The following is a 19,147-nucleotide window of genomic DNA, read 5'->3' on the forward strand; positions in this document are numbered from 1 at the left end:
GAAAAGTTGAATTTAGAGAGGGAAGCCTGTCATTTATTAACTTTCCGTAGATTTGCGTCATTAAAAACCGAGCAGATGTTGCCTAAAATAAACCCTGTACATACACAAAGCTGGAGAGCATTGGACGCGCTCTTTCAGAATTATGATTTCGATTTGAGAACTTTATTCGCTGAAAACCCTAAGCGTTTCAGTGATTTTTCTATTAAAAGACAAGGCTATCTCTTTGATTATTCAAAGAACTTAATCAATGAAGAGGCGAGGGAGCTCCTCCTCCAACTGGCAGAAGAAGTACAGCTAAAAGAAGCTATTGAGAAGCTGTTTTCTGGGGATAAAATCAATGAGACAGAGGGTAGGGCAGTGCTTCATACAGCACTTCGGGATTTCTCTTGCCGAGAGATTTTAGTTGATGGGAAAAATATAAGAGAAGATATAAAAAGAGTGCTCCTGCAGATGAAAACTTTCTCCGAAAGGGTGATTTCTGGGGAGCACAAAGGCTTTTCAGGAAAGGAGATTACCGATGTAGTCAATATCGGAATTGGAGGCTCAGACCTCGGTCCAGTAATGGTTTGCTCAGCTCTTAAACATTTTAAAACGAGGCTCAATCTACATTTTATCTCCAATATAGATGGCAACCACTCCGCAGAGGTGCTTAAAAACTTAAACCCAGAAACTACGCTATTCATTATTGCCTCTAAAACCTTTACCACCCAAGAGACAATGACCAATGCCCATACCGCTAAAAAATGGTTTTTGAAGGTGGGCTCAGAGGCGGATATCGCTAAGCATTTCGTAGCTCTTTCTACCAATATAGAGGCAGTGAAGAGCTTTGGTATATTAGAAGAGAATACTTTTGAGTTTTGGGACTGGGTTGGTGGTCGCTATTCACTTTGGTCAGCCATTGGGCTTAGTATTGTTTTAGCGATAGGTTATCCTAATTTTGAGCAGCTTCTAATGGGGGCTAATGAAACAGATACCCACTTCCAAACTGCTGATTTCTCTGAAAATGTACCTGTGCTAATGGCGCTTCTCGGTGTGTGGTACAGAAACTTCTTTGGAGCGAGTTCTTATGCTGTACTCCCTTATTCACAATACCTCGACCGCTTCCCTGCCTATCTCCAGCAGGCAGATATGGAGAGTAATGGCAAGTGCGTAGATAGAAACGCCAACTTTATAGATTATGAAACGGGTGCGATTATTTGGGGAGAGCCAGGCACTAATGGTCAGCACGCTTTTTATCAATTAATCCACCAAGGTACAGAGCTCATTCCTTCTGATTTTATCGCTTTTGTAAGGCCTTGTAATAAGGTGTCTGACCATCAAGAAAAGCTTTTGGCAAATTTCTTCGCACAGACCGAAGCACTCGCTTTTGGTAAAACTGAAGAAGAAGCCTTAGATGAGCTTCAGCAAACAGGGAAGCCCATAACCGAGATCGAAAGGCTCTTAAATTATAAGGTCTTCCAAGGGAATACCCCTACCAATTCCATCCTTATAGATGAGCTTACACCGTTTTCACTCGGGCAGCTTATTGCCCTCTATGAGCATAAGATTTTTGTGCAGGGCGTCATCTGGAATGTCTTTAGCTTTGACCAGTTTGGTGTAGAGCTCGGGAAAGTTTTAGCAGGCAAGATTCTCCCAGAGTTAGAAAGTACAGCCAAAATTGCCTCCCACGATTCATCAACTAATGGACTTATCAATTATTATAAAGAAAACAGATAGCAGATTATGGAAAACTTTACACACTACATATTAGATGAGCTTAAGGCAAATCACAAGGTTGCCATTAAAGGTTTCGGAACTTTCTTCCTGAAAGATTCCACCGCAAAAGTTATTCGTAATAATGAGAATATCCTACCTCCAGCAAAGGAGATTTTCTTCCACGCTGATGTACATACTTCCGATGAAGGCTTCACCCTGTCCATCCTCGATAAGGAGTCTTTGGCATTTGATGAAGTCTATCAATTCATACAGCAGCAGGTAAGTCATTGGAATACCCTCTTGGAGCACAACGAAGACTTTACAATAGACTCCATTGGGCATTTTTCCTTTGATGACCACAAGCAGCTCTCTTTCTCTGGTGAGCGGCTTGATGATTTATCACCAGACTATTTCGGTTTAGAGATGATAAGCCTAAGCCCTCTACAAAAGCAGAGCGCACATTCCTCTTCTACCGAGCGAGGTTCAGATGACAAGCTGAATAAAGCCATCCTTTGGATATTCCTTGTGCTCATTCCGCTCTGCGGGCTTATCGGTGCAGGACTACTCTTTGCAACCAAGTTTTCAGGAGATAAATCCCTCAATGATATCTCGGTGAAGAAAGGTACGCACTCCATCGAAGACAAAGAAGAAGCACCAGAAAAAGCCTCAGAAGAGGTTCCAAAACCGATAATAGATACGCTGATTGATGTTAATAAAGAACAAGCCCTACCCAGCTCTTATCCTAATTAATTAAATGTATTTTTTTTACGACATATTTATTTCTCTGCTCTCTTTCGGGATGAGGCTTGGCTCCCTTTTTAATGCTAAGATTAGAAAAGGCTGGCTCGGAAGAAAAGAATCTGAGCAAAAAATAAAACAAAAACTCTCCCCTCACGATAAGGTTATTTGGATGCACGCTGCCAGTTTAGGCGAGTATGAACAAGGGCTCCCTGTATTAGAAAGATTAAAACAAACCCACCCTCAGCATAAAATCCTCATTACTTTTTTTTCGCCTTCGGGTTATGAGAATGTCGCAAATAAGCCCAATATCGCAGATGTCGTCTGCTACCTGCCTCTTGATAAAAAGAAAAACCTAAAGCGCTTCCTTTCTCTATTCACTACGGATATTTTCTTTACCGTTAAATACGATTACTGGTACCATCTCTTCGATGAATTAAAAAAGCGCAATGCTAAGCTCTTCATCATCTCCGCCTATTTTTACCCTAAGCAGATTTTCTTTAAAAGAGGTTTGGGTAATGGGTTCGTATCAAACCTAAAACGAAATATCAATTGGATTTTTCATCAAAATCAAGACTCCGAGCACTTGGCTAAAAGCATCGGGCTCCTTCAGTCCTCCGTCTCTGGCGATACCCGCTTTGATCGGGTCAAGCAAATCCTCAGCAGAGACAACACCCTTCCTCTTATAGATGAATTTAAAGACGCTAAACCCCTCCTTATTTTCGGCAGTTCCTGGCAGGCGGAGGAAAAAATCGCCAAGGCAATATCCTCCCTTCATCCGAAGGTGAAAATCATCATCGCCCCTCATTCCCTTAAAAGGCTTGAGCCCTTGAAATCTCTTTTCCCGCAGGCTTTGCTCTACAGTAAAGCGCCTCAAAACCAGCAGAAGATTAGCGACTATTCCGTGCTTATCATAGACTCTATCGGCATCCTCTCAAAGCTCTATTCCTATGCCGACATTGCCCTCGTAGGCGGTGGTTTTCACTCTGCGGGGCTCCATAACATCCTCGAGGCGACCACTTTTGGTATGCCTGTCCTCTTCGGTAATCATTATCGTAAAAATCCAGAAGCCGATGCCCTTATTTCCATCGGTGGTGCCCAGTCTTTTAAAGATGAAAACCAAACAATTGCCTTCCTCTCTCATCTTATTCAAAATCCCCAACTTATCCGCCAGATGTCCGATAAATCCAGCGCTTTTATCGCCTCTCAGCCCAATGCTACCGAGCATATTAGCCATATCATTAGCCAAAATCCACTCCGCTAATAGCTAGCCGCTAAAAACCATCAGCCATCAGCTTTCTTTATTACGAAAAATTCAATAAAACGGACTAAAAAATATCGATGTAATGTATAAAAATACGAATGTAACGCTCAAAAATGCCAATGCAACGGGTAAAAACGCCTCTGCAATGGGTAAAAATGCCTCTGCAACTATCTAAATCAATAAATCAATGCTAAGATTAGCGCTGCAACTAGTAAAAATAAAAAATACGCTATAAAAAATCAATCATCAACTATAAAAATTGAAAAATGCTCAATCTATTTAATATCAGTTATTTAAATAAAAACTGCTCCTGCCCTTAATTAATAGTAAAAAAGTAATAAAAGGGTCTCTACCCCTCCTCCTTATTTAATAAAGAAAGGGTCTCTGACCCTTAGAGGGGGTTAAAGAATTTGGAGTATTTTATAAATCCATTAAGTGCCCAATGTGCTGTATAGTACAGCGATTTTAATACAGAGAAGCCCATAAAATCTCTATATACCAAGTATTGGTCTTTTATAATCTCCGATTTTTTTCGCGATACGCTTGTCGGTAGCATCCTATACTTTGCCATTGTCTTTGGCAGTGGTAGTCCTTTCGGGATTTTTTTCAGCAGATTGAGCCACATCGTATGGTCTTCCCTCTTATTCCCTTCTGGGAAATATTCCTTGCCCACCCTTTCAGAATCATACATAGAGCTCAGGAGTGAAAGCCTGCAAGTCTTCAAAAGATTACCAAATGTAACCACCTTATCCGCTTTAAAATCTCCCAATTTCGGGACTAATTTTTCATTGCACCTCGCATAATTAGAGTAGGCGAGCTCTGCATTTTCCCTTTTCATAAAGTTGAGCATTTCCTCTAAGAAGTTGGGCGTCCAAACATCATCAGCATCAAGGAAGGTAATGTACCTCCCCTTCGCTTCACTCAATGAAAGATTCCTCGCATAGCCTGCGCCGCCGTTTTTCTCTGCTTTAATGAGCTTTATCCTTGGGTCATTATGCCTCTCAATGATTTCAATTGACTTATCCTGCGAGCAATCATCGGTAATCACCCACTCCCAGTCTGTAAAACTTTGGTTAAGGACAGACTGTATCGTCTCCTCCAAGTATTTTGAAGAATTATAGCACGGTGTAATAATAGAAATTTCTGGCATCTCTCTATAAGGTATAAATAAAAAGCCGTTTCTACTCAGGATACGGCTTTCTATAATGTGTTATCAATTAATTAACCCTTAGTCTTCTTTTCTTTTATAGATTTTAGGATCATAGTACGGGAATTTACCTTCCGTAGGGGAGTAATACTCCTTGTCTTTATTCACTCCCAGCTTTACAACCAATACATAGCACCAGTTGATAAACAAGATACACGCCACCGAAAATAATATCCAGTTTAATACATTCCCTGCGTAATCATAAAACTGAAACGACCATACAAAAGACTTACTTAAGAATAACCAAAAACTCGTCATTGTTTTGTTTTTAATATTAAATTTGCACAAAAATATAAAAAAATGTTCAGATTACTTTCAAAGGAGAGCAATATTTTTTCTATACCCGTCTATTTATTTTTTTTGCTCACCATAGTAATAACATTTAATGCCTTTAATTTTAGTGTTTTAAATATTATATCCGCTGTCTTTACTTTTGCGGGTATCGCTCTCGGATATTTTCTTTTTAATAAAGTCAATCTTACTTACCAAACCCATATCCCCCTTTTTTTATATACTTTTTTAGCCTTTGCGCTTTACTCTGGCGGTCTGGATATTGGGGTTGCTATTTCCCTCTTTGTGAGCTCTTTTGTATTGCTCATTCTCACAAGCACAAATGACACCCTAAGGAAGAGTTCCTATATGCTCATAGGCTCTATACTGGCGGTGAATTTTATTTTCCTGCCAGCTACTTGGGCGCTGGTTCTGTTTGTTATAATACATATTATAGGAACTTCAGGGCGGATACTGCTCAATTTATTCAGGCTGTTTTTCGGAATGCTGCTGATAGCCTTGTTCTATTTCAGTATTGTATTTTTCCTGCACTATAATGCTTGGGATGATGCCTATTTCCCTTTTGGAGATTTTAAGATGGCTCAGAATATACAGCCATTGCTTTATCTCATTCCCATAGGTTTATTAATGATGTATGGCATTGCGCAACATTTTTTTTATTTTAATGAAAAAAGCCCCATCAGTAAGTTTAAATACACATTTATACTCCTCTTTACAGTGGCTCAATCGGTTTCTATTGTGCTTTATATGGGGAATTATTACGGCTATTTGCTTTTGATGGTATTCCCGTGTGCGGTGATTGTCAGTAGAGCCATTTATTTTATGCCGAAGTATTGGCAGAAGGAGCTCTCCTTATGGATGGTGATTATATTTCTAATTTTATTTAAAATCGCAGTTTATATACATTAAAGAATGATACAAATAGAAGATAAATTAATCTCTGAGGAAATCTTTTCTGAAGAGTTTGTGTGCAACCTTTCCAAATGTAAAGGCATTTGTTGTGTAGAAGGAGATGCAGGAGCTCCCTTAGACAAGGAAGAAGCTCAAATCTTAGAAAATATTTATGATAAAATAAAGCCTTACCTTACACCAGAAGGAATTGAAGCAATAGAAAAGCAAGGCAAATGGGAAATAGACCCCAACGATGGTGAGTATGTAACCCCCTTAATTAATAATGTCGAATGTGCCTATGTAACCTATGATGAGCGAGGCTATACCAAATGCGGTATAGAAAAAGCGTATGAAGATGGCGTTATAGACTGGCAAAAACCCATTTCCTGCCATCTTTATCCTATTCGTGTAACTGAATATTCCTCCTTTACGGCGCTCAACTATCACGAGTGGGAGGTGTGTAGCGATGCCTGCACTCTCGGAAAAGAGCTTCAGGTGCCGGTGTATAAATTCCTGAAAACGCCTCTTATCCGTAAGTACGGGGAGAGCTTCTATTCCGAGCTCTCCGATGCCGCCGAAGAATGGCAAAAAGAATTTGGGAGTTTAACACATTAATTTTAATACTCTCATTATTATTTTTTAATGAAAATTCATCTTTTATTATAGTTGAAATGAGCTTTGAGATGGGCTTCTCTATCGTTTGAGTAGATAAAATTTAAAACGAAATATATTATTTGAATAAAAAATATTTGTCTATCTGAAAAAAACTTCTTTATTTTGCACACTCAAATATTGAATAAGTAAATAAAGAACATCGAGATATGTCAAGAATTTGCCAAATAACAGGAAAGCGTGCAATGGTAGGAAACCATGTTTCTCACGCGAATAACAAGACCAAAAGAAGATTTGAAATCAACTTATTGGAGAAGAAGTTTTACCTTCCAGAGCAAGATAAACACATTACTTTAAAAGTATCTGCTCACGGATTGAGAATTATCAACAAACTCGGTATAGAGGAAGCGGTAGAAAGAGCAACAAGAAACGGATTCATTAAATAATATTAAGGAGAAATGGCAAAAAAAGGAAATAGAGTTCAAGTTATCCTTGAATGTACAGAGCATAAAGAAAGTGGTTTGCCAGGAATGAGCAGATACATCACCACAAAAAATAAAAAGAATACTACTGAAAGACTGGAACTGAAAAAATTCAATCCAGTTCTTAAAAAGTATACAGTACACAAAGAAATTAAGTAATCTTATAAAAGTATAACTTACTATGGCAAAGAAAGTAGTAGCGACCCTACAAAGCGGTCAGTCTAAGAAAATGACTAAAGTAGTAAAAATGGTAAAGTCTCCTAAAACTGGAGCTTATGTTTTTGAAGAGCAAGTAGTGAATGCTGACGAAGTAGATGCTTATTTAAAGAAATAAGATTTGCTCTACACACACAGCAAAAAAGATAAAGGCCTATTCATTTTTGAGTAGGCTTTCTGCTTTCCTAATATTTTAATGAAGCTCTCTAAAACTTAGTTAATTTCATATATTTGCATACATTTTAATTCATAATTCTAAAAAATGAGTTGGTTCAAGAAGATATTTAAAAAAGAAGAAAAGGATACATTAGATAAAGGCTTAGAAAAATCCAGACAGGGCTTCTTTGAGAAGATGACAAAAGCCGTCATCGGTAAGTCAAAGGTAGATGATGAGGTGCTCGATAACCTCGAAGAAATCCTTATCGCATCTGATGTAGGTGCAGCTACCACCATTAAGATTATAGAAAAAATAGAAGACCGCGTAGCCAGAGACAAGTATGTAAATACTGCCGAGCTGGATGCTATCCTCAGAGAAGAAATCTCGGCATTACTATTGGAAAACCCTCATTCCAACACGGGAAATATAGACGAAAACAAGAAGCCATTTGTCATAATGGTCGTTGGCGTGAATGGTGTCGGCAAGACCACTACCATTGGCAAGCTCGCCCATCAGTTTAAATCTCAGGGAAAGAAAGTCGTATTAGGTGCCGCGGATACTTTCCGAGCAGCAGCGGTAGATCAATTGGTAATATGGAGCGAGCGAGTGGGCGTGCCTATCGTAAAACAAGGGATGGGATCAGACCCCGCATCTGTCGCCTTTGATACTCTGCAATCCGCCATAGCACAAGACGCAGATGTCGTACTCATAGACACTGCAGGGAGGCTTCACAACAAGGTCAATCTAATGAACGAGCTCTCCAAAATAAAACGAGTAATGCAAAAACTCATCCCCGATGCCCCCAATGAGGTTCTCCTCGTCTTGGATGGCTCTACTGGGCAGAATGCTTTTGAGCAAGCCAAGCAATTTACAGCTGCCACCGAAGTCAGTGCTCTTGCCATCACCAAGCTCGATGGTACCGCAAAAGGAGGGGTAGTTATCGGGATTTCGGATCAGTTTCAAATCCCTGTGAAGTACATCGGTGTGGGTGAGAAGATGGAGGACTTACAGCTCTTTAATGGTGAGGAATTCGTAGATTCATTCTTCAAGAAAAGGGGCTAATCTCCCTCAATCCATAAGATATTAAAACCGTTCAATCAATTTGAGCGGTTTTTTGTATTTATTTAAAATAATTTTTTAATTTAGTAACGAATTAAGGCAAAGATGATTAACAAAAAATTAAAAAGACTTCAGAAAAATGAATTTTTAATAAAAAAGGAAATCGCCAAATTCGGGCTGGCTCCCCTTCAAGGTTGAGGATGTGAAAGCGAAAATCAACTTTAAACAAAAGAGTAGCTGAGTAAGCGAAAATCAAAAGAGTAGCGTAATTTTTTAAATATTTTTTAAAATGAAAGCTTTAAAATTTTTTATATTAGTATCCATAGGATTAGTGTTAAGCTCCTGTTCAATGGAAGATGAAATAAATGTACAGGAGATAACGAGTAAGAATGTAATTGCTGAAATTAAAGCAACAGGGGCAAAGGGAATTCCTTTTCCTGAAGGTAGTAAAGCAACAACTCTAGGTTCAAAAGACTTTGTGAAAATTACACTCCCAGAAGATGTATACTATGTTATAAAAGATGAAGAGGGTAATGTTTCTCGAGTTTCTACACTTGGTATTCGTTGTAAATGTTTAAAAGGGGCTGGATGTTCACCTGGAACCTATGATGGAAGATATTTTTGTACAGCAGAGTTAGGCGCTTGTAGTCTTTGTGAGGTACATGCAGGGCTTATAGAATCTTTATCAGCTAAAGGCGAGCAAAAAGAAGTTCAAATTGTAGGAGTAATGGATGAAAGGGAAGATAAATTTGGAGCCTATGCAAAAAGAGGTGGATTTGGACAAATTGAAAGAGAGAAAGAGCCTACTATACAGTATGGAATTACAGAGGACTTTTTTAAATGTAAAGAAGTACACGAAGCATTAATGGAACTTTATTCCGCAGTATATAGAACCCATTATGATGAAGAAATACCGGATTTTATAAAAAGTAATTCTGATACCATTCCATCAGACCATGTATATATAAGAGCAAGTCTCTTTGGTAATACAGTTTTTCTTCCAACTCCAAAAGAACTTGCTATAGAAGCAGGCTTAGAAATGGTAGATGATATTAGTAAGATTCACTGTACTTGCAGTCAGGGGACTGGATGTACAAAAGATAGAGTGTATGTAGTTGTCTTTTGCAATGCAGGTAATTGTTCAGATTGTACAATGTCAAAGTAAATAAAGTAAATGTTTAACAATAGCAATCACCCAAAGTCGCGGGTGATTTTTTTTGTGCTGCTTAAAGCTATATTTCCAAAATTTTGGTTTTGCTTATGAAGTTAATGGGTTGATTAGTAGTTTGAAAGTATAGGAGTTGCCATAAAAATTGCTTGACAGCTATGGAGTTTTTAGGTTTAATGAGATTTTTATTTACATTTGCTCTCGCAAAAAATAAAAAAATAAGATGAATATTAGAAACATTTATTTGGGTATCGCCTTAGTTTTTGCATTGATTGTCAGTGCTTGCGGTGATAAGAATAATTCTCAACTCCAATCTGAAAACGCAGTGGAGCAGTCTTCTGGAGAGGAACAAACAACGGCCTCTACCGATGTTGGAAATGCGTATGACGCTATTTTAGATGAGTACGAGGTGCTGATAGAAAAAAATAATGAGCTGATTCGCAGGGTAGAAAAAGGCGATTCTTCGGCGGTGGCAGAACAAATGGAGCTGCAGAAAAAGAGAGAAGATTTGGAGGCGAGAGAGAAAAAGCTGAACCGCCAAGATATGACGCAGGAGCAGCTGGATAGGCTCGCGACTTTGCAGAAAAAACAGCGAGAGGAGACGACTTCCCGATAGGGCGAGCGAAATGAAAATCAGAAACCGATAAATTGATTATCGGTTTTTTTTTATTCGCTATTCGCCAGAGGTGGGCTCTTTCGTAAGGCTTTCAATATCAAAAGGAAAATCTTCAAATAGCCCTGAGAGCGCGGTAGCCGAATAGATGCGGCGAGAGTATTTGTTGCCCAGCGCTATAATTGTGGTTTTGGACTCGGGGAGGTGCACAAAAACCGAATTAGAGCCGTGCCACCAGCCGTTATGATAAGTCAGCGCTTTTCCATTATCAAAAATTTTCATTCGTATCCCCAGCCCATAGTTTTTCATTCCTTTTTTCTCATTGCTATAAGGTTTAAACACCTCTTTTATCAGGTTTTTAGGAAGGAAATTTGAGGAAAACATTGCCTGAGAAAATCGCAGCAAATCCTGAGGTGTGGTGTAGATATTCTTATCTCCGTAGATCAAATCGAGCTTGTTGTAGGGGTGCATCTTCCCATTGCTAAAAAAAGATGGACTGGCAGTGGGGAGTTCTTTTTCGGTGAGTACGAAGGTGTGCTCCATCCCGAGCGGTTGGAATATCATTTCCCGTACGGCGATTGGGTAGGGCTTGCCTGCAACTTTTTCTATGACGAGGGCGAGGAGGGCATAGTTGGTATTACAATACTCAAAGCCGGTGTTGGGCTCCCTCTTGAGTGCAGGTTTGTGCTTGGAAATGAGGCTCAAAATATCTTGATTGCTGATAAATTCCTTTGAAAATTCGGAGGGTAGGGGCTTAAGTTCCTGTTCTAGAAGTTCGTATTTGGGGAGCCCACTCCTGTGGTTGAGTAGATTTTTGAGGGTGATTTTAGGGTAGGGGAAGGCTGGGAGAATGCTTGTGAGGCTTTGGTTGAGGCTGATTTTTCCTGATTCTACCAATTTTAGGATTGCCATAGCGGTAATCGGTTTGCTCACAGACGCGATGTGGAGTGGGGTGTTTTCGTTGATGGGGTTTTGTTTTTTCTCATCGGTAAATCCTCGATACTTTTCTAAGAGGATGTTCTCTCCTTTTGCGATGATGATTCCTCCCCAGAGGTTACTCCCTTCCCAAACTTGGAGGTAATAATCTCCCAAAATGTTTCGGATAGAATCTTCTCGGGAGAGCTTAGAATCTGCGGGTTTGAATATTTTTTTGAAATCTACACTGCTAAAGTTAGGGAGGGTGTTTTCGGCTTTGGGTGGGATTTTTTTCACTTCGTCCTTGCAGGAAATGAGGAACAAAATGAGGAGGGAGGCGAGGGTGGTTTTCAGGAGGTTCATAGGCTAAGCGAAGGCGTTTAGGATTTTATCTACGATGACTTGTGCGAGTTTTTCCTTGCTCTGCACCGTCCACCCCGCAATGTGCGGCGTGAGGATGACTTTTTCTGAGGTGAGGAGGTATTTGAAGTCCTCGTTGAGGTTCTCCAAGCTCTCGAACGAGGGTTTTTCAAACTCGGTTACATCTAATGCAGCACCTTTTATTTTTCCTGATTTTAGGGATTCTACCAATGCTTTTGTTTTGATGTTCTTGCCCCTCGCAGTGTTGATAATGTAGAAGTTTTTCTTCATACTTGCGATAAATTTTTCATCAATGATATAGTGAGTCTCCTCAGTGAGGGGTAGGTGCAGGCTGATGATATCGGCTTCTGCTTTTAGCGTCTCGAGGGAAACTTGGGCAGCATATTCATCGGATAAATCAGGTAGGATATCATAAAAAACCACTCGGCAACCAAAGCCCGAAAACCTTTTGGCAGTGGCTTTCCCCATATTTCCATAGCCTATGAGCCCTACGGTTTTTCCTTTTATTTCATCGCCTCTATTTTCTTCCCTTAGCCAGATTCCTTTTTTTACTTCTTCTGATGAGATGAAGAGGCGGTTCATCAGGACGAGCAGCATCCCTAATGCGTGCTCTGCTACGGCATCTCTGTTTCCTTCGGGGGAATTGATGAGGAGGATATTCTGATTTTCTGCTTCGAGGGTGTCTATATTTTCCATACCCGCACCCACTCGCGCAATGAATTTTAGGTGGCGAGCCTTCTGTAGAAATTCCTTATCTAACGGTATCCTGCTCCTGATGATAATGCCATCATAATCGTTTATTTTTTTTAAAACCTGCGTGTAGGTTGAGGTATAGTCTTCGGTAATTTGAAAGCCTTTGCTTTGAAGCTGCTCACGGATGAGAGGGTGGTTTTTATCGAGCTGTAGGATTTTCATTTTTGGGATAAAGTTTTTGCAATAATAGATATTTTTTGTAGGCTAAAAGAAAAAAGTTGCCAATTTATTGGCAACTTTAATATTAATAATGATCAAATTTAATTAATTTGAATTATCATATCCTGGGTTTGGCTGTACCAATGAACCTGATACATTCGTTTCAGATTGAGGGATTGGCATTGCTATGAGCTGGTTTCCGATGTTATAGCTGTTGTTGGTTACAGCTCCAGAATCATCATAAACCCGAAGTGTAGCTCCCCATCTTAATAAATCCCAGTATCTGAATCCTTCACCTATAAGCTCTCTCGATCTTTCTTGCTTGATATCATCTAATGTTACAGAGCTGGCAGTAGCAAGATTTCTATTTTCACGAATCTTATTATAATACTTAAGAGCAGTAGCTAAATCGCCAGTTTTAATAGATGCTTCTGCACCACTAAGCAGGACTTCTTCATATCTTATAAGTTTGATATTATTAGAGCCATCTCTACTTGAAAATTTGTTACTCAGGAAGTCTCCGATTTTCTGACCCGATGCGGTTCTTGCTTCCTTTATTAAAGATAGCCTTATATCTCCAGCCGCGTAGAGGTTTATTGCTCCAGATAATACTGCGATTTGCTGATATCCACCCTCACCATTTAATAAATAATCATAAGAATTTACACTAAGTGCACCATTTTTTCCTACAGCCAATTCAAAAATACTATTTTCAGTATTTGGCTTAGAAAAAGAAGATACTAAATCACTAGAAGGGATTACTTTATATATATCAGAATCATAAATTTCTTTTACCAATTCAGCAACTTTTGCATAATTTTCTTTATACAGATAGTATCTGGTCATTAATGCTTTTATAGCTAATGGAGATATATAGGTTTTATCTGCGTTATCAGTTTCAGAACCAATATTATTTAATGCCGCCTGGAAATCTGCTTCAATTCGTGCTTCTGTTTCTGCAATAGTTGCTCTTGCCTGCTTTCCTTTGGGATTAAAAGTAGTAGGGAGAACAACGCCTAATGTACCTCCTGAATACTTCTGACCATAAAGACGAAGTAAATCAAAGGTAGCCCAAGCTCTTGTAGCATAAGCCTGCCCTTTAATGTTTTTAATTTGAGCAGAAACTACATTTGGGTTAGAAGATTCTCCCCAAGTAAGATTATCAGAGGAATTTATAATAATATTTGCATTTGCTATTACACCATACGCAGCTTCCCAAGTCTTTTCTGCTTCAGTTGATGAAGAATATGTACTCTCAAAATAAGTGAAATTTTGTAGAGAAGGTCGGTTCCCTCTATGGTACATTTCATCTGAACGAACTTCTCCATAAGCTCTATAAAAAGAACCTAAATAGTAAGAACTTCTCATAGCTACATAAGTCCCATTCATAAATGATTGTAGCTGCTCTACTGATGTAATTGGTTTTGCTTGTTCAGACTGAAAGAATCTTGTTTCAGTAAAATCCTCGCTACAAGAGTTAAAAACGCTTCCCAATGTAGCTAATACCAATATTGAATATATTGTCTTTTTCATTATAATTCGTTTTTTAAATTAAAAATTAATATTTACACCTAAACTGTAAGTTTTCATTGGTGGAATTTGTAAGTTAACATATCCATTGATTTGTAAATCTGGGTCAAACTTATAGTTTTTATCAAAGTTATAGGTAAAGATATTATCTCCTAAGATATAAATCTGCATGCCGTTGATTCCTGTTTGTTTTAAAGCATCAGACTTAATGTTATATGCAAGTTTTACAGTTCTTAATCTTAGATAATCACCTTTGTACAAGTATCTTGAAGAGTGGCTGTTTGCATTTTTATTTCCTCTTCCTAAAATAGGTTTAGGATTGCTTGCATTAGGATTTTCTGGAGACCAGTAATCTAATTGAGATCTGTATCCTGGATATGTAAGAGTCATAGCACCATCACTTTGGGTAAGTCTTGCAAACTGGTCATATACTTTATTACCAAATCCAAAACTTAACTGAGCATCAAGGGAGAATCCTTTATAAGATAGTTTAGTATCCACACCACCGAATAATGTTGCAATTGCAGAGCCTTGTACTGCTTTTTGAGCTTCATTATAGTTTGATGTAGTTTCTCCATCAACACCGTTTTTATACCATAGAGGGTTACCATTAGTTGGGTCTACACCAGCCCATTTTCTCATATAGAAAGAGCTTGCAACTTCACCTTCCCTGTGTATTCTTAAGTCATTAATAACAATATCCTGCCCACCATATAGCTTGGTAATTGCATTGTTTAATGTACTTACATTACCTCCTAAGTTCCAGTTAAACCCATCACCAGCATTTTTGATGATTTTAGCATCTATGGTAAATTCAAAACCGGTATTTTTCATCTCTCCAATATTTTGGTATTGAGATGTAGCACCTTGTGAAGGAGATAATGGAAGTTCAAAGATTAAGTCTTTTGTTAGCTTATGGAAATAAGCAGCGCCAATGCTTAAGCGATTATTAAATAATCCTAAATCAAGACCTACATTGAAAGGAGAGAGTGTTTCCCATTTCAAATCTTGGTTATCTACTCCTGTTACTCTAGCTCCTGCCTGGTCATTGTAATTAAAAGTATATTGATACAATGAGTAAGGGCTAACATCTGCCAAGTTACCTACTTTACCATAGGAAGCAGAAAGTTTTAGCTGAGAGATAGTATTACTTGACTTAAGAGCTTCTAATCTTGCAAGGTCTAAACCTGCACCTGCTGACCAGAAATATCCTGTTTTTTTACCTGGCCAGAAGTTAGATAGTTTATCTTGTCTTCCAGAAACATCTAATAAAAATAACTTATCATAGTCATAGTGCAGGGTTGCAGCATATCCTCCTCTTGAAGATATACTTTTTATTCCGTATGCTTCGCGAGGTACCACAAAGTTATTCATCGTTTCCAAATAAGGAGAACCTACAACATTAGCACTACCACCTACTTTACGGACATCTGATTTATAGGCTTCTTGGATTAAACTAGCTGAGAAATTATTGCTTTCCCCTAATTTAAAGTTATAGGATAAAATGTTCTGTACATTGAAATTAAAATATCTAGATGAATATGCAAGAACGCTTCCTCCATAATTGTATCCGTTACCGTGTAGGGGAGAACGATAGTTATCCTCTTCTATATTAATGAATTCAGGAGCAAAAACAAATTTATATGCTAAGTTCTTAGCCAATTTATAGTCTGCCTGGAAATTAGCAAAAACCCTTGCTGTTTTAGCAGTTTGATATTCTAATTCTTGTAAAGCAGCGACATTAAATAAGTTATTGGATAACTTTCCACCCTTTCCAAAATAGTAAGAACCATCTGCATTTCTTACAGGATCTGTTGGTTGCAGATAATACCAGCCTAAGAGAGGGTTGGAGAATGTAGCCCCATCACTCACAGTATTGATTTTACCATAAGAAAATTGCAAGTCAGTAGATAAATTTAATTTATCTGTAGCTTTATAAGATATTTTGTTAGTATTAGTTATACGGTTAAAGCTAGTACCTTTTACAACCCCATTTTGATTAAAATATCCTAATGAGGATAGGTAAGTTAATCTATCGCTACCGCCAGAAACAGAAAAATTAAACTTTTGGAAATATGCACCTCCTGTTTTTTCTGTTTCCTTTTGCCAGTTTGTATTTATATGTCTTTTTGCATAAACAGATCCTAATCTGTTTGTAGGAGGTATTGTCCCATTTTGTAATGCAGCAAGTACATCTTCTTTTCTTGCATTTACAGTATTGGCATATCCTGCGATGAGCAAGTCTAACCATTCAGAAGTACTTAGTGGCTCTTCCCCTTTTACAGCTTTAAAAGCTACACCAGTTTCATTACTGAATGAAAATCTTGCATTACCTTTTTTACCGGATTTAGTTGTAATGATTATTACCCCTGTACCAGCATCAGCACCATATACAGCAGTAGAGACAGCATCTTTTAATACAGTTACGCTTTCTATATCTGCTTCGTTAAAGTTTGCTAATATATTAGCTGTTGTTGTGTTTCTAGTAAGGTCTCCTTGTGCTACTCTTACTCCATCTATAATATATATAGGGTTATTTCTACCATTAATAGAAGCAATACCTCTAATTCTTAAGTTAGCAGCACCACCGGGTTGTCCGGTATTCATACCTCCTTGTACACCTGCAACTTTACCAGATAGAGCTTTGTCTATCGATGCTGAAGAGGTATTGGCAACATCTTGTCCTCCAATTTTCCCTACAGAACCCGTAAGTTCTTTTACAGCTCTTTTTTGACCAAAACCTACAATGACAAGGTCTTCAATCTTTTTTTCAACAAGAGAGTCTGTCTTCTTTTTCTGTGCGTCTATTGTCTGTATCCCCAAGAAGAAGAGGGCTCCAGCACTTAGCACTTTTAATTTTACACTCATATTAACTATCTTTTTTATTTTAAGTTGGCAAACTTATAAATTTATAGTTAATATATCCAAACTTTTTTTAAAAAATATAATATTTTTTTTGTTTCGTTGTCTAATTTTTGTTTTTTTTATATGTTTTGTTTGTGAATGTGTTATTATGGATGTTTTGTTGTTTTGGGTATAAATCTCTTATTATTAGTGGGATAATTAATCTTTGTTCAAAATCAAGCCTTTATTAAATTATTATTAAAAACCTTAAATTTTATTAATATGGCAATATTAAGGGGAATTGCACTATAAAGACTGCTGGTTTATAAGCTTTCTTACATACTTATTTCTGTCTATATAATAAGATTATGCTCTGTAATTTGTGTGTTTGTGATAAAATAAATAATTTAGCCCACTTTTTACATTAACATTAAATTTCAGAATTATGGAAAAGTCAAGAGCGAGAGAAACTACAGAAGCGATAGAAAGATTATATGTCTCTATGAGACATTTGTTTTATAGAGGTTTTTTTAAACCGGCAGGGGTTTCCGGTGAGTCATTAAGAAAGTTACTGATGACCATAGCTCCCGAGATTTATGGCTCTATGGGAGTGCCGAATAAGGTAGAGCTCAATGGGCTGCTCTATGTGCTCGACAGGTTGCCGGAAAACATAGAAGAAACACCTTTTGTGCATCTTACTTCAGATGAGGGCTTTGAAAAAGGGAGCTTTGAGATTATCGTTCCTAAAAAGCGCAGAAGAAATTGCTACCGTATAGACAAATATCAGATGAATATAGAGGTCTTGCTCGGCCGTTCGGAGATATATGATATACTTACCCACCTTACCTTCCTTTATATAGAGGCAGATAAAATCCGAGAGCTGGGTTATATTGCAGATGAGAACTATCGCCCGTCCAGAACTTGGCAGATTATAGAATCTGTAGCCTTGGGTGAGAAGAAATTCAGCCGTAAGGAGAAGGAAGTAGCCCTTATTCATCTCTCATCTCTTTTGGGGAGAACTTTTGATGAAACCCTGAATGCCTACAATAATTTTGGAAGTGATGACAACCCCGACCGCCTCTTCAAGATTATTTATCATTTAGGTAAGGCGAGCTTGGAAGACCACTTGGATATCCGCAAGAGGGAGATTCATTTCAGTGCGATTCTTCGTGAGCGAGTGGGGCATCATTTCTTTGGTGAGAAGTGGGCGCAAAAGGTGAAGAATGTCCTCGTTCAGCACGGTTTAAATAACCGACCTCTACACATTATTTCTGCCAATATGCACTCGGTGAAGAATATGCTCTTTGCCAATACCGCCTTGGGCAAAAAAGCAGGTACAGAGGTAGATTATAGTCTTTATGAGGAAATCAGTAACCAGAAACCTCTTCAGGATAAGATTTTAGATTATGCCTTAAAACAAGGGCTTATCTATATAAAAGACGATAGCGGTAGCAATATCGATGTTCAGATTATAGACCTCAGCAAGGTAGATTTAAAGAATACTCCCTTTGCACATTTCCAGTTTAATGGAGATGATGTAGTCCTCGTCTTTGATTATGCTTTCGGAGAGCAGGCATTTGAGGTGATGGATGAGCTCCTTCGCCCGTATGAACTGGCTGGTGAGGAGCATATGATGAATATAAAATCTATCTCCATAATGGGTAAGGCGGGCATTTTGGAGGGCAAAAAAGGAGATATAATGATTCCTACTGCTCATATTTTTGAAGGTACAGCGGATAATTATCCATTTGAAAACAGCCTGAAGCTCTCAGATTTTGAAGATAAGGACCTTGAGTCTTTTGAAGGGACGATGATTACCGTACTCGGAACCTCTCTTCAGAATAAGGATATCCTTTCTTATTTTATGAATACCTCTTGGCGGGCTATTGGTCTCGAGATGGAGGGCGCTCACTATCAGAAAGCGATTCAAGTGGCATCAAAAATCAGGAAACACATCTCCGAAGACCTCTTCGTTTGCTATGCTTATTATGCGTCTGACAATCCATTGGAAACGGGCAGCACCCTCTCCTCTGGTGGTCTTGGGCTCACAGGAGTGAAACCCACTTACCTTATTACCCTTAAAATCTTAGAAAAAATCCTTTTTAGGCAGTAGGCAATAGGCAATAAGCAGTAGGCAATACCTCTGTCATATGACGACACCTTAGTTAGGTA

The 19,147-nt window shown here is 38.4% G+C and carries 18 protein-coding genes; 12 read left to right on the forward strand and 6 right to left on the reverse strand.

Annotation, left to right across the window (positions count from 1 at the left end; genetic code table 11):
• Positions 1-75: 75 nt before the first annotated feature.
• Genes pgi through D8991_RS01540 form a run of 3 tightly spaced genes read left to right on the forward strand, consistent with a single transcriptional unit; the run spans position 76 to position 3,697 of the window.
• The gene (gene pgi / locus D8991_RS01530) at positions 76-1,716 is read left to right on the forward strand and encodes a glucose-6-phosphate isomerase (protein WP_120488438.1); all 1,641 of its coding nucleotides are present in this window, start codon (positions 76-78) and stop codon (positions 1,714-1,716) included.
• Positions 1,717-1,722: 6 nt separating this feature from the next.
• Entirely contained in the window at positions 1,723-2,445 is a 723-nt protein-coding gene (locus D8991_RS01535) for an HU domain-containing protein (protein ID WP_120488439.1), read from the forward strand.
• A 4-nt stretch (positions 2,446-2,449) separates the two neighbouring features.
• Positions 2,450-3,697 carry a 3-deoxy-D-manno-octulosonic acid transferase gene (locus D8991_RS01540; protein ID WP_120488440.1) on the forward strand — a complete coding sequence of 416 codons (1,248 nt, stop codon included), beginning with the start codon at positions 2,450-2,452 and terminating at the stop codon, positions 3,695-3,697.
• A 391-nt stretch (positions 3,698-4,088) separates the two neighbouring features.
• Here D8991_RS01540 and D8991_RS01545 read toward each other — a convergent pair whose 3' ends face one another.
• Both D8991_RS01545 and D8991_RS01550 read right to left on the reverse strand, forming a co-directional pair.
• Positions 4,089-4,847 (reverse strand): glycosyltransferase family 2 protein, encoded by a 759-nt coding sequence (locus D8991_RS01545; RefSeq protein WP_120488441.1) that lies wholly within the window; start codon positions 4,845-4,847, stop codon positions 4,089-4,091.
• A gap of 78 nt (positions 4,848-4,925) precedes the next feature.
• Positions 4,926-5,162, reverse strand: a complete 237-nt coding sequence (locus tag D8991_RS01550) for a hypothetical protein (protein WP_120488442.1) — start codon at positions 5,160-5,162, stop codon at positions 4,926-4,928.
• A 42-nt stretch (positions 5,163-5,204) separates the two neighbouring features.
• Here D8991_RS01550 and D8991_RS01555 point away from each other — a divergent pair, with 42 nt between their 5' ends.
• The 8 genes from D8991_RS01555 (at position 5,205) to D8991_RS01590 (ending at position 10,396) form a co-directional block, all read left to right on the forward strand.
• Complete coding sequence (locus D8991_RS01555) at positions 5,205-6,104, forward strand: DUF6427 family protein (protein ID WP_120488443.1); 900 nt, start codon at positions 5,205-5,207, stop codon at positions 6,102-6,104.
• A 3-nt stretch (positions 6,105-6,107) separates the two neighbouring features.
• A complete protein-coding gene (locus tag D8991_RS01560; RefSeq protein ID WP_120488444.1) occupies positions 6,108-6,701 on the forward strand; it encodes a DUF3109 family protein in 594 nt (197 codons plus the stop codon).
• Positions 6,702-6,907: 206 nt separating this feature from the next.
• Positions 6,908-7,144: a 50S ribosomal protein L28 gene (gene rpmB, locus D8991_RS01565; protein WP_120488445.1), complete on the forward strand. Its 237-nt coding sequence runs from the start codon at positions 6,908-6,910 to the stop codon at positions 7,142-7,144.
• A gap of 12 nt (positions 7,145-7,156) precedes the next feature.
• Positions 7,157-7,339, forward strand: coding sequence for a 50S ribosomal protein L33 (rpmG, locus tag D8991_RS01570; RefSeq protein WP_120488446.1), 183 nt, complete (start codon positions 7,157-7,159; stop codon positions 7,337-7,339).
• 22 nt (positions 7,340-7,361) lie between these two features.
• A complete protein-coding gene (locus tag D8991_RS01575) occupies positions 7,362-7,514 on the forward strand; it encodes a DUF4295 domain-containing protein (RefSeq protein ID WP_120488447.1) in 153 nt (50 codons plus the stop codon).
• 144 nt (positions 7,515-7,658) lie between these two features.
• Positions 7,659-8,615, forward strand: coding sequence for a signal recognition particle-docking protein FtsY (gene ftsY / locus D8991_RS01580; protein ID WP_120488448.1), 957 nt, complete (start codon positions 7,659-7,661; stop codon positions 8,613-8,615).
• Between the two features lie 286 nt (positions 8,616-8,901).
• Complete coding sequence (locus D8991_RS01585) at positions 8,902-9,777, forward strand: hypothetical protein (RefSeq protein WP_160223949.1); 876 nt, start codon at positions 8,902-8,904, stop codon at positions 9,775-9,777.
• A gap of 226 nt (positions 9,778-10,003) precedes the next feature.
• Positions 10,004-10,396, forward strand: coding sequence for a hypothetical protein (locus tag D8991_RS01590; RefSeq protein ID WP_120488450.1), 393 nt, complete (start codon positions 10,004-10,006; stop codon positions 10,394-10,396).
• Positions 10,397-10,453: 57 nt separating this feature from the next.
• Here the strand turns inward: D8991_RS01590 and D8991_RS01595 are convergent, their stop codons facing one another.
• The 4 genes from D8991_RS01595 to D8991_RS01610 all read right to left on the reverse strand — a co-directional run bounded on the left by D8991_RS01595 (position 10,454) and on the right by D8991_RS01610 (position 16,999).
• The gene (locus D8991_RS01595) at positions 10,454-11,671 is read right to left on the reverse strand and encodes a serine hydrolase domain-containing protein (RefSeq protein WP_120488451.1); all 1,218 of its coding nucleotides are present in this window, start codon (positions 11,669-11,671) and stop codon (positions 10,454-10,456) included.
• A gap of 3 nt (positions 11,672-11,674) precedes the next feature.
• On the reverse strand, positions 11,675-12,604 hold the full coding sequence (locus D8991_RS01600) for a 2-hydroxyacid dehydrogenase (protein ID WP_120488452.1): 930 nt from the start codon (positions 12,602-12,604) through the stop codon (positions 11,675-11,677).
• A 102-nt stretch (positions 12,605-12,706) separates the two neighbouring features.
• Positions 12,707-14,134 carry a RagB/SusD family nutrient uptake outer membrane protein gene (locus D8991_RS01605; protein ID WP_120488453.1) on the reverse strand — a complete coding sequence of 476 codons (1,428 nt, stop codon included), beginning with the start codon at positions 14,132-14,134 and terminating at the stop codon, positions 12,707-12,709.
• Positions 14,135-14,152: 18 nt separating this feature from the next.
• Positions 14,153-16,999 carry a SusC/RagA family TonB-linked outer membrane protein gene (locus tag D8991_RS01610; protein ID WP_120488454.1) on the reverse strand — a complete coding sequence of 949 codons (2,847 nt, stop codon included), beginning with the start codon at positions 16,997-16,999 and terminating at the stop codon, positions 14,153-14,155.
• A gap of 421 nt (positions 17,000-17,420) precedes the next feature.
• Here D8991_RS01610 and D8991_RS01615 point away from each other — a divergent pair, with 421 nt between their 5' ends.
• Positions 17,421-19,088, forward strand: a complete 1,668-nt coding sequence (locus D8991_RS01615) for a DUF6909 family protein (protein WP_120488455.1) — start codon at positions 17,421-17,423, stop codon at positions 19,086-19,088.
• Positions 19,089-19,147 lie beyond the last annotated feature (59 nt).

Source organism: Bergeyella cardium, assembly GCF_003614945.1.
GTDB classification, from domain to species: domain Bacteria; phylum Bacteroidota; class Bacteroidia; order Flavobacteriales; family Weeksellaceae; genus Bergeyella_A; species Bergeyella_A cardium.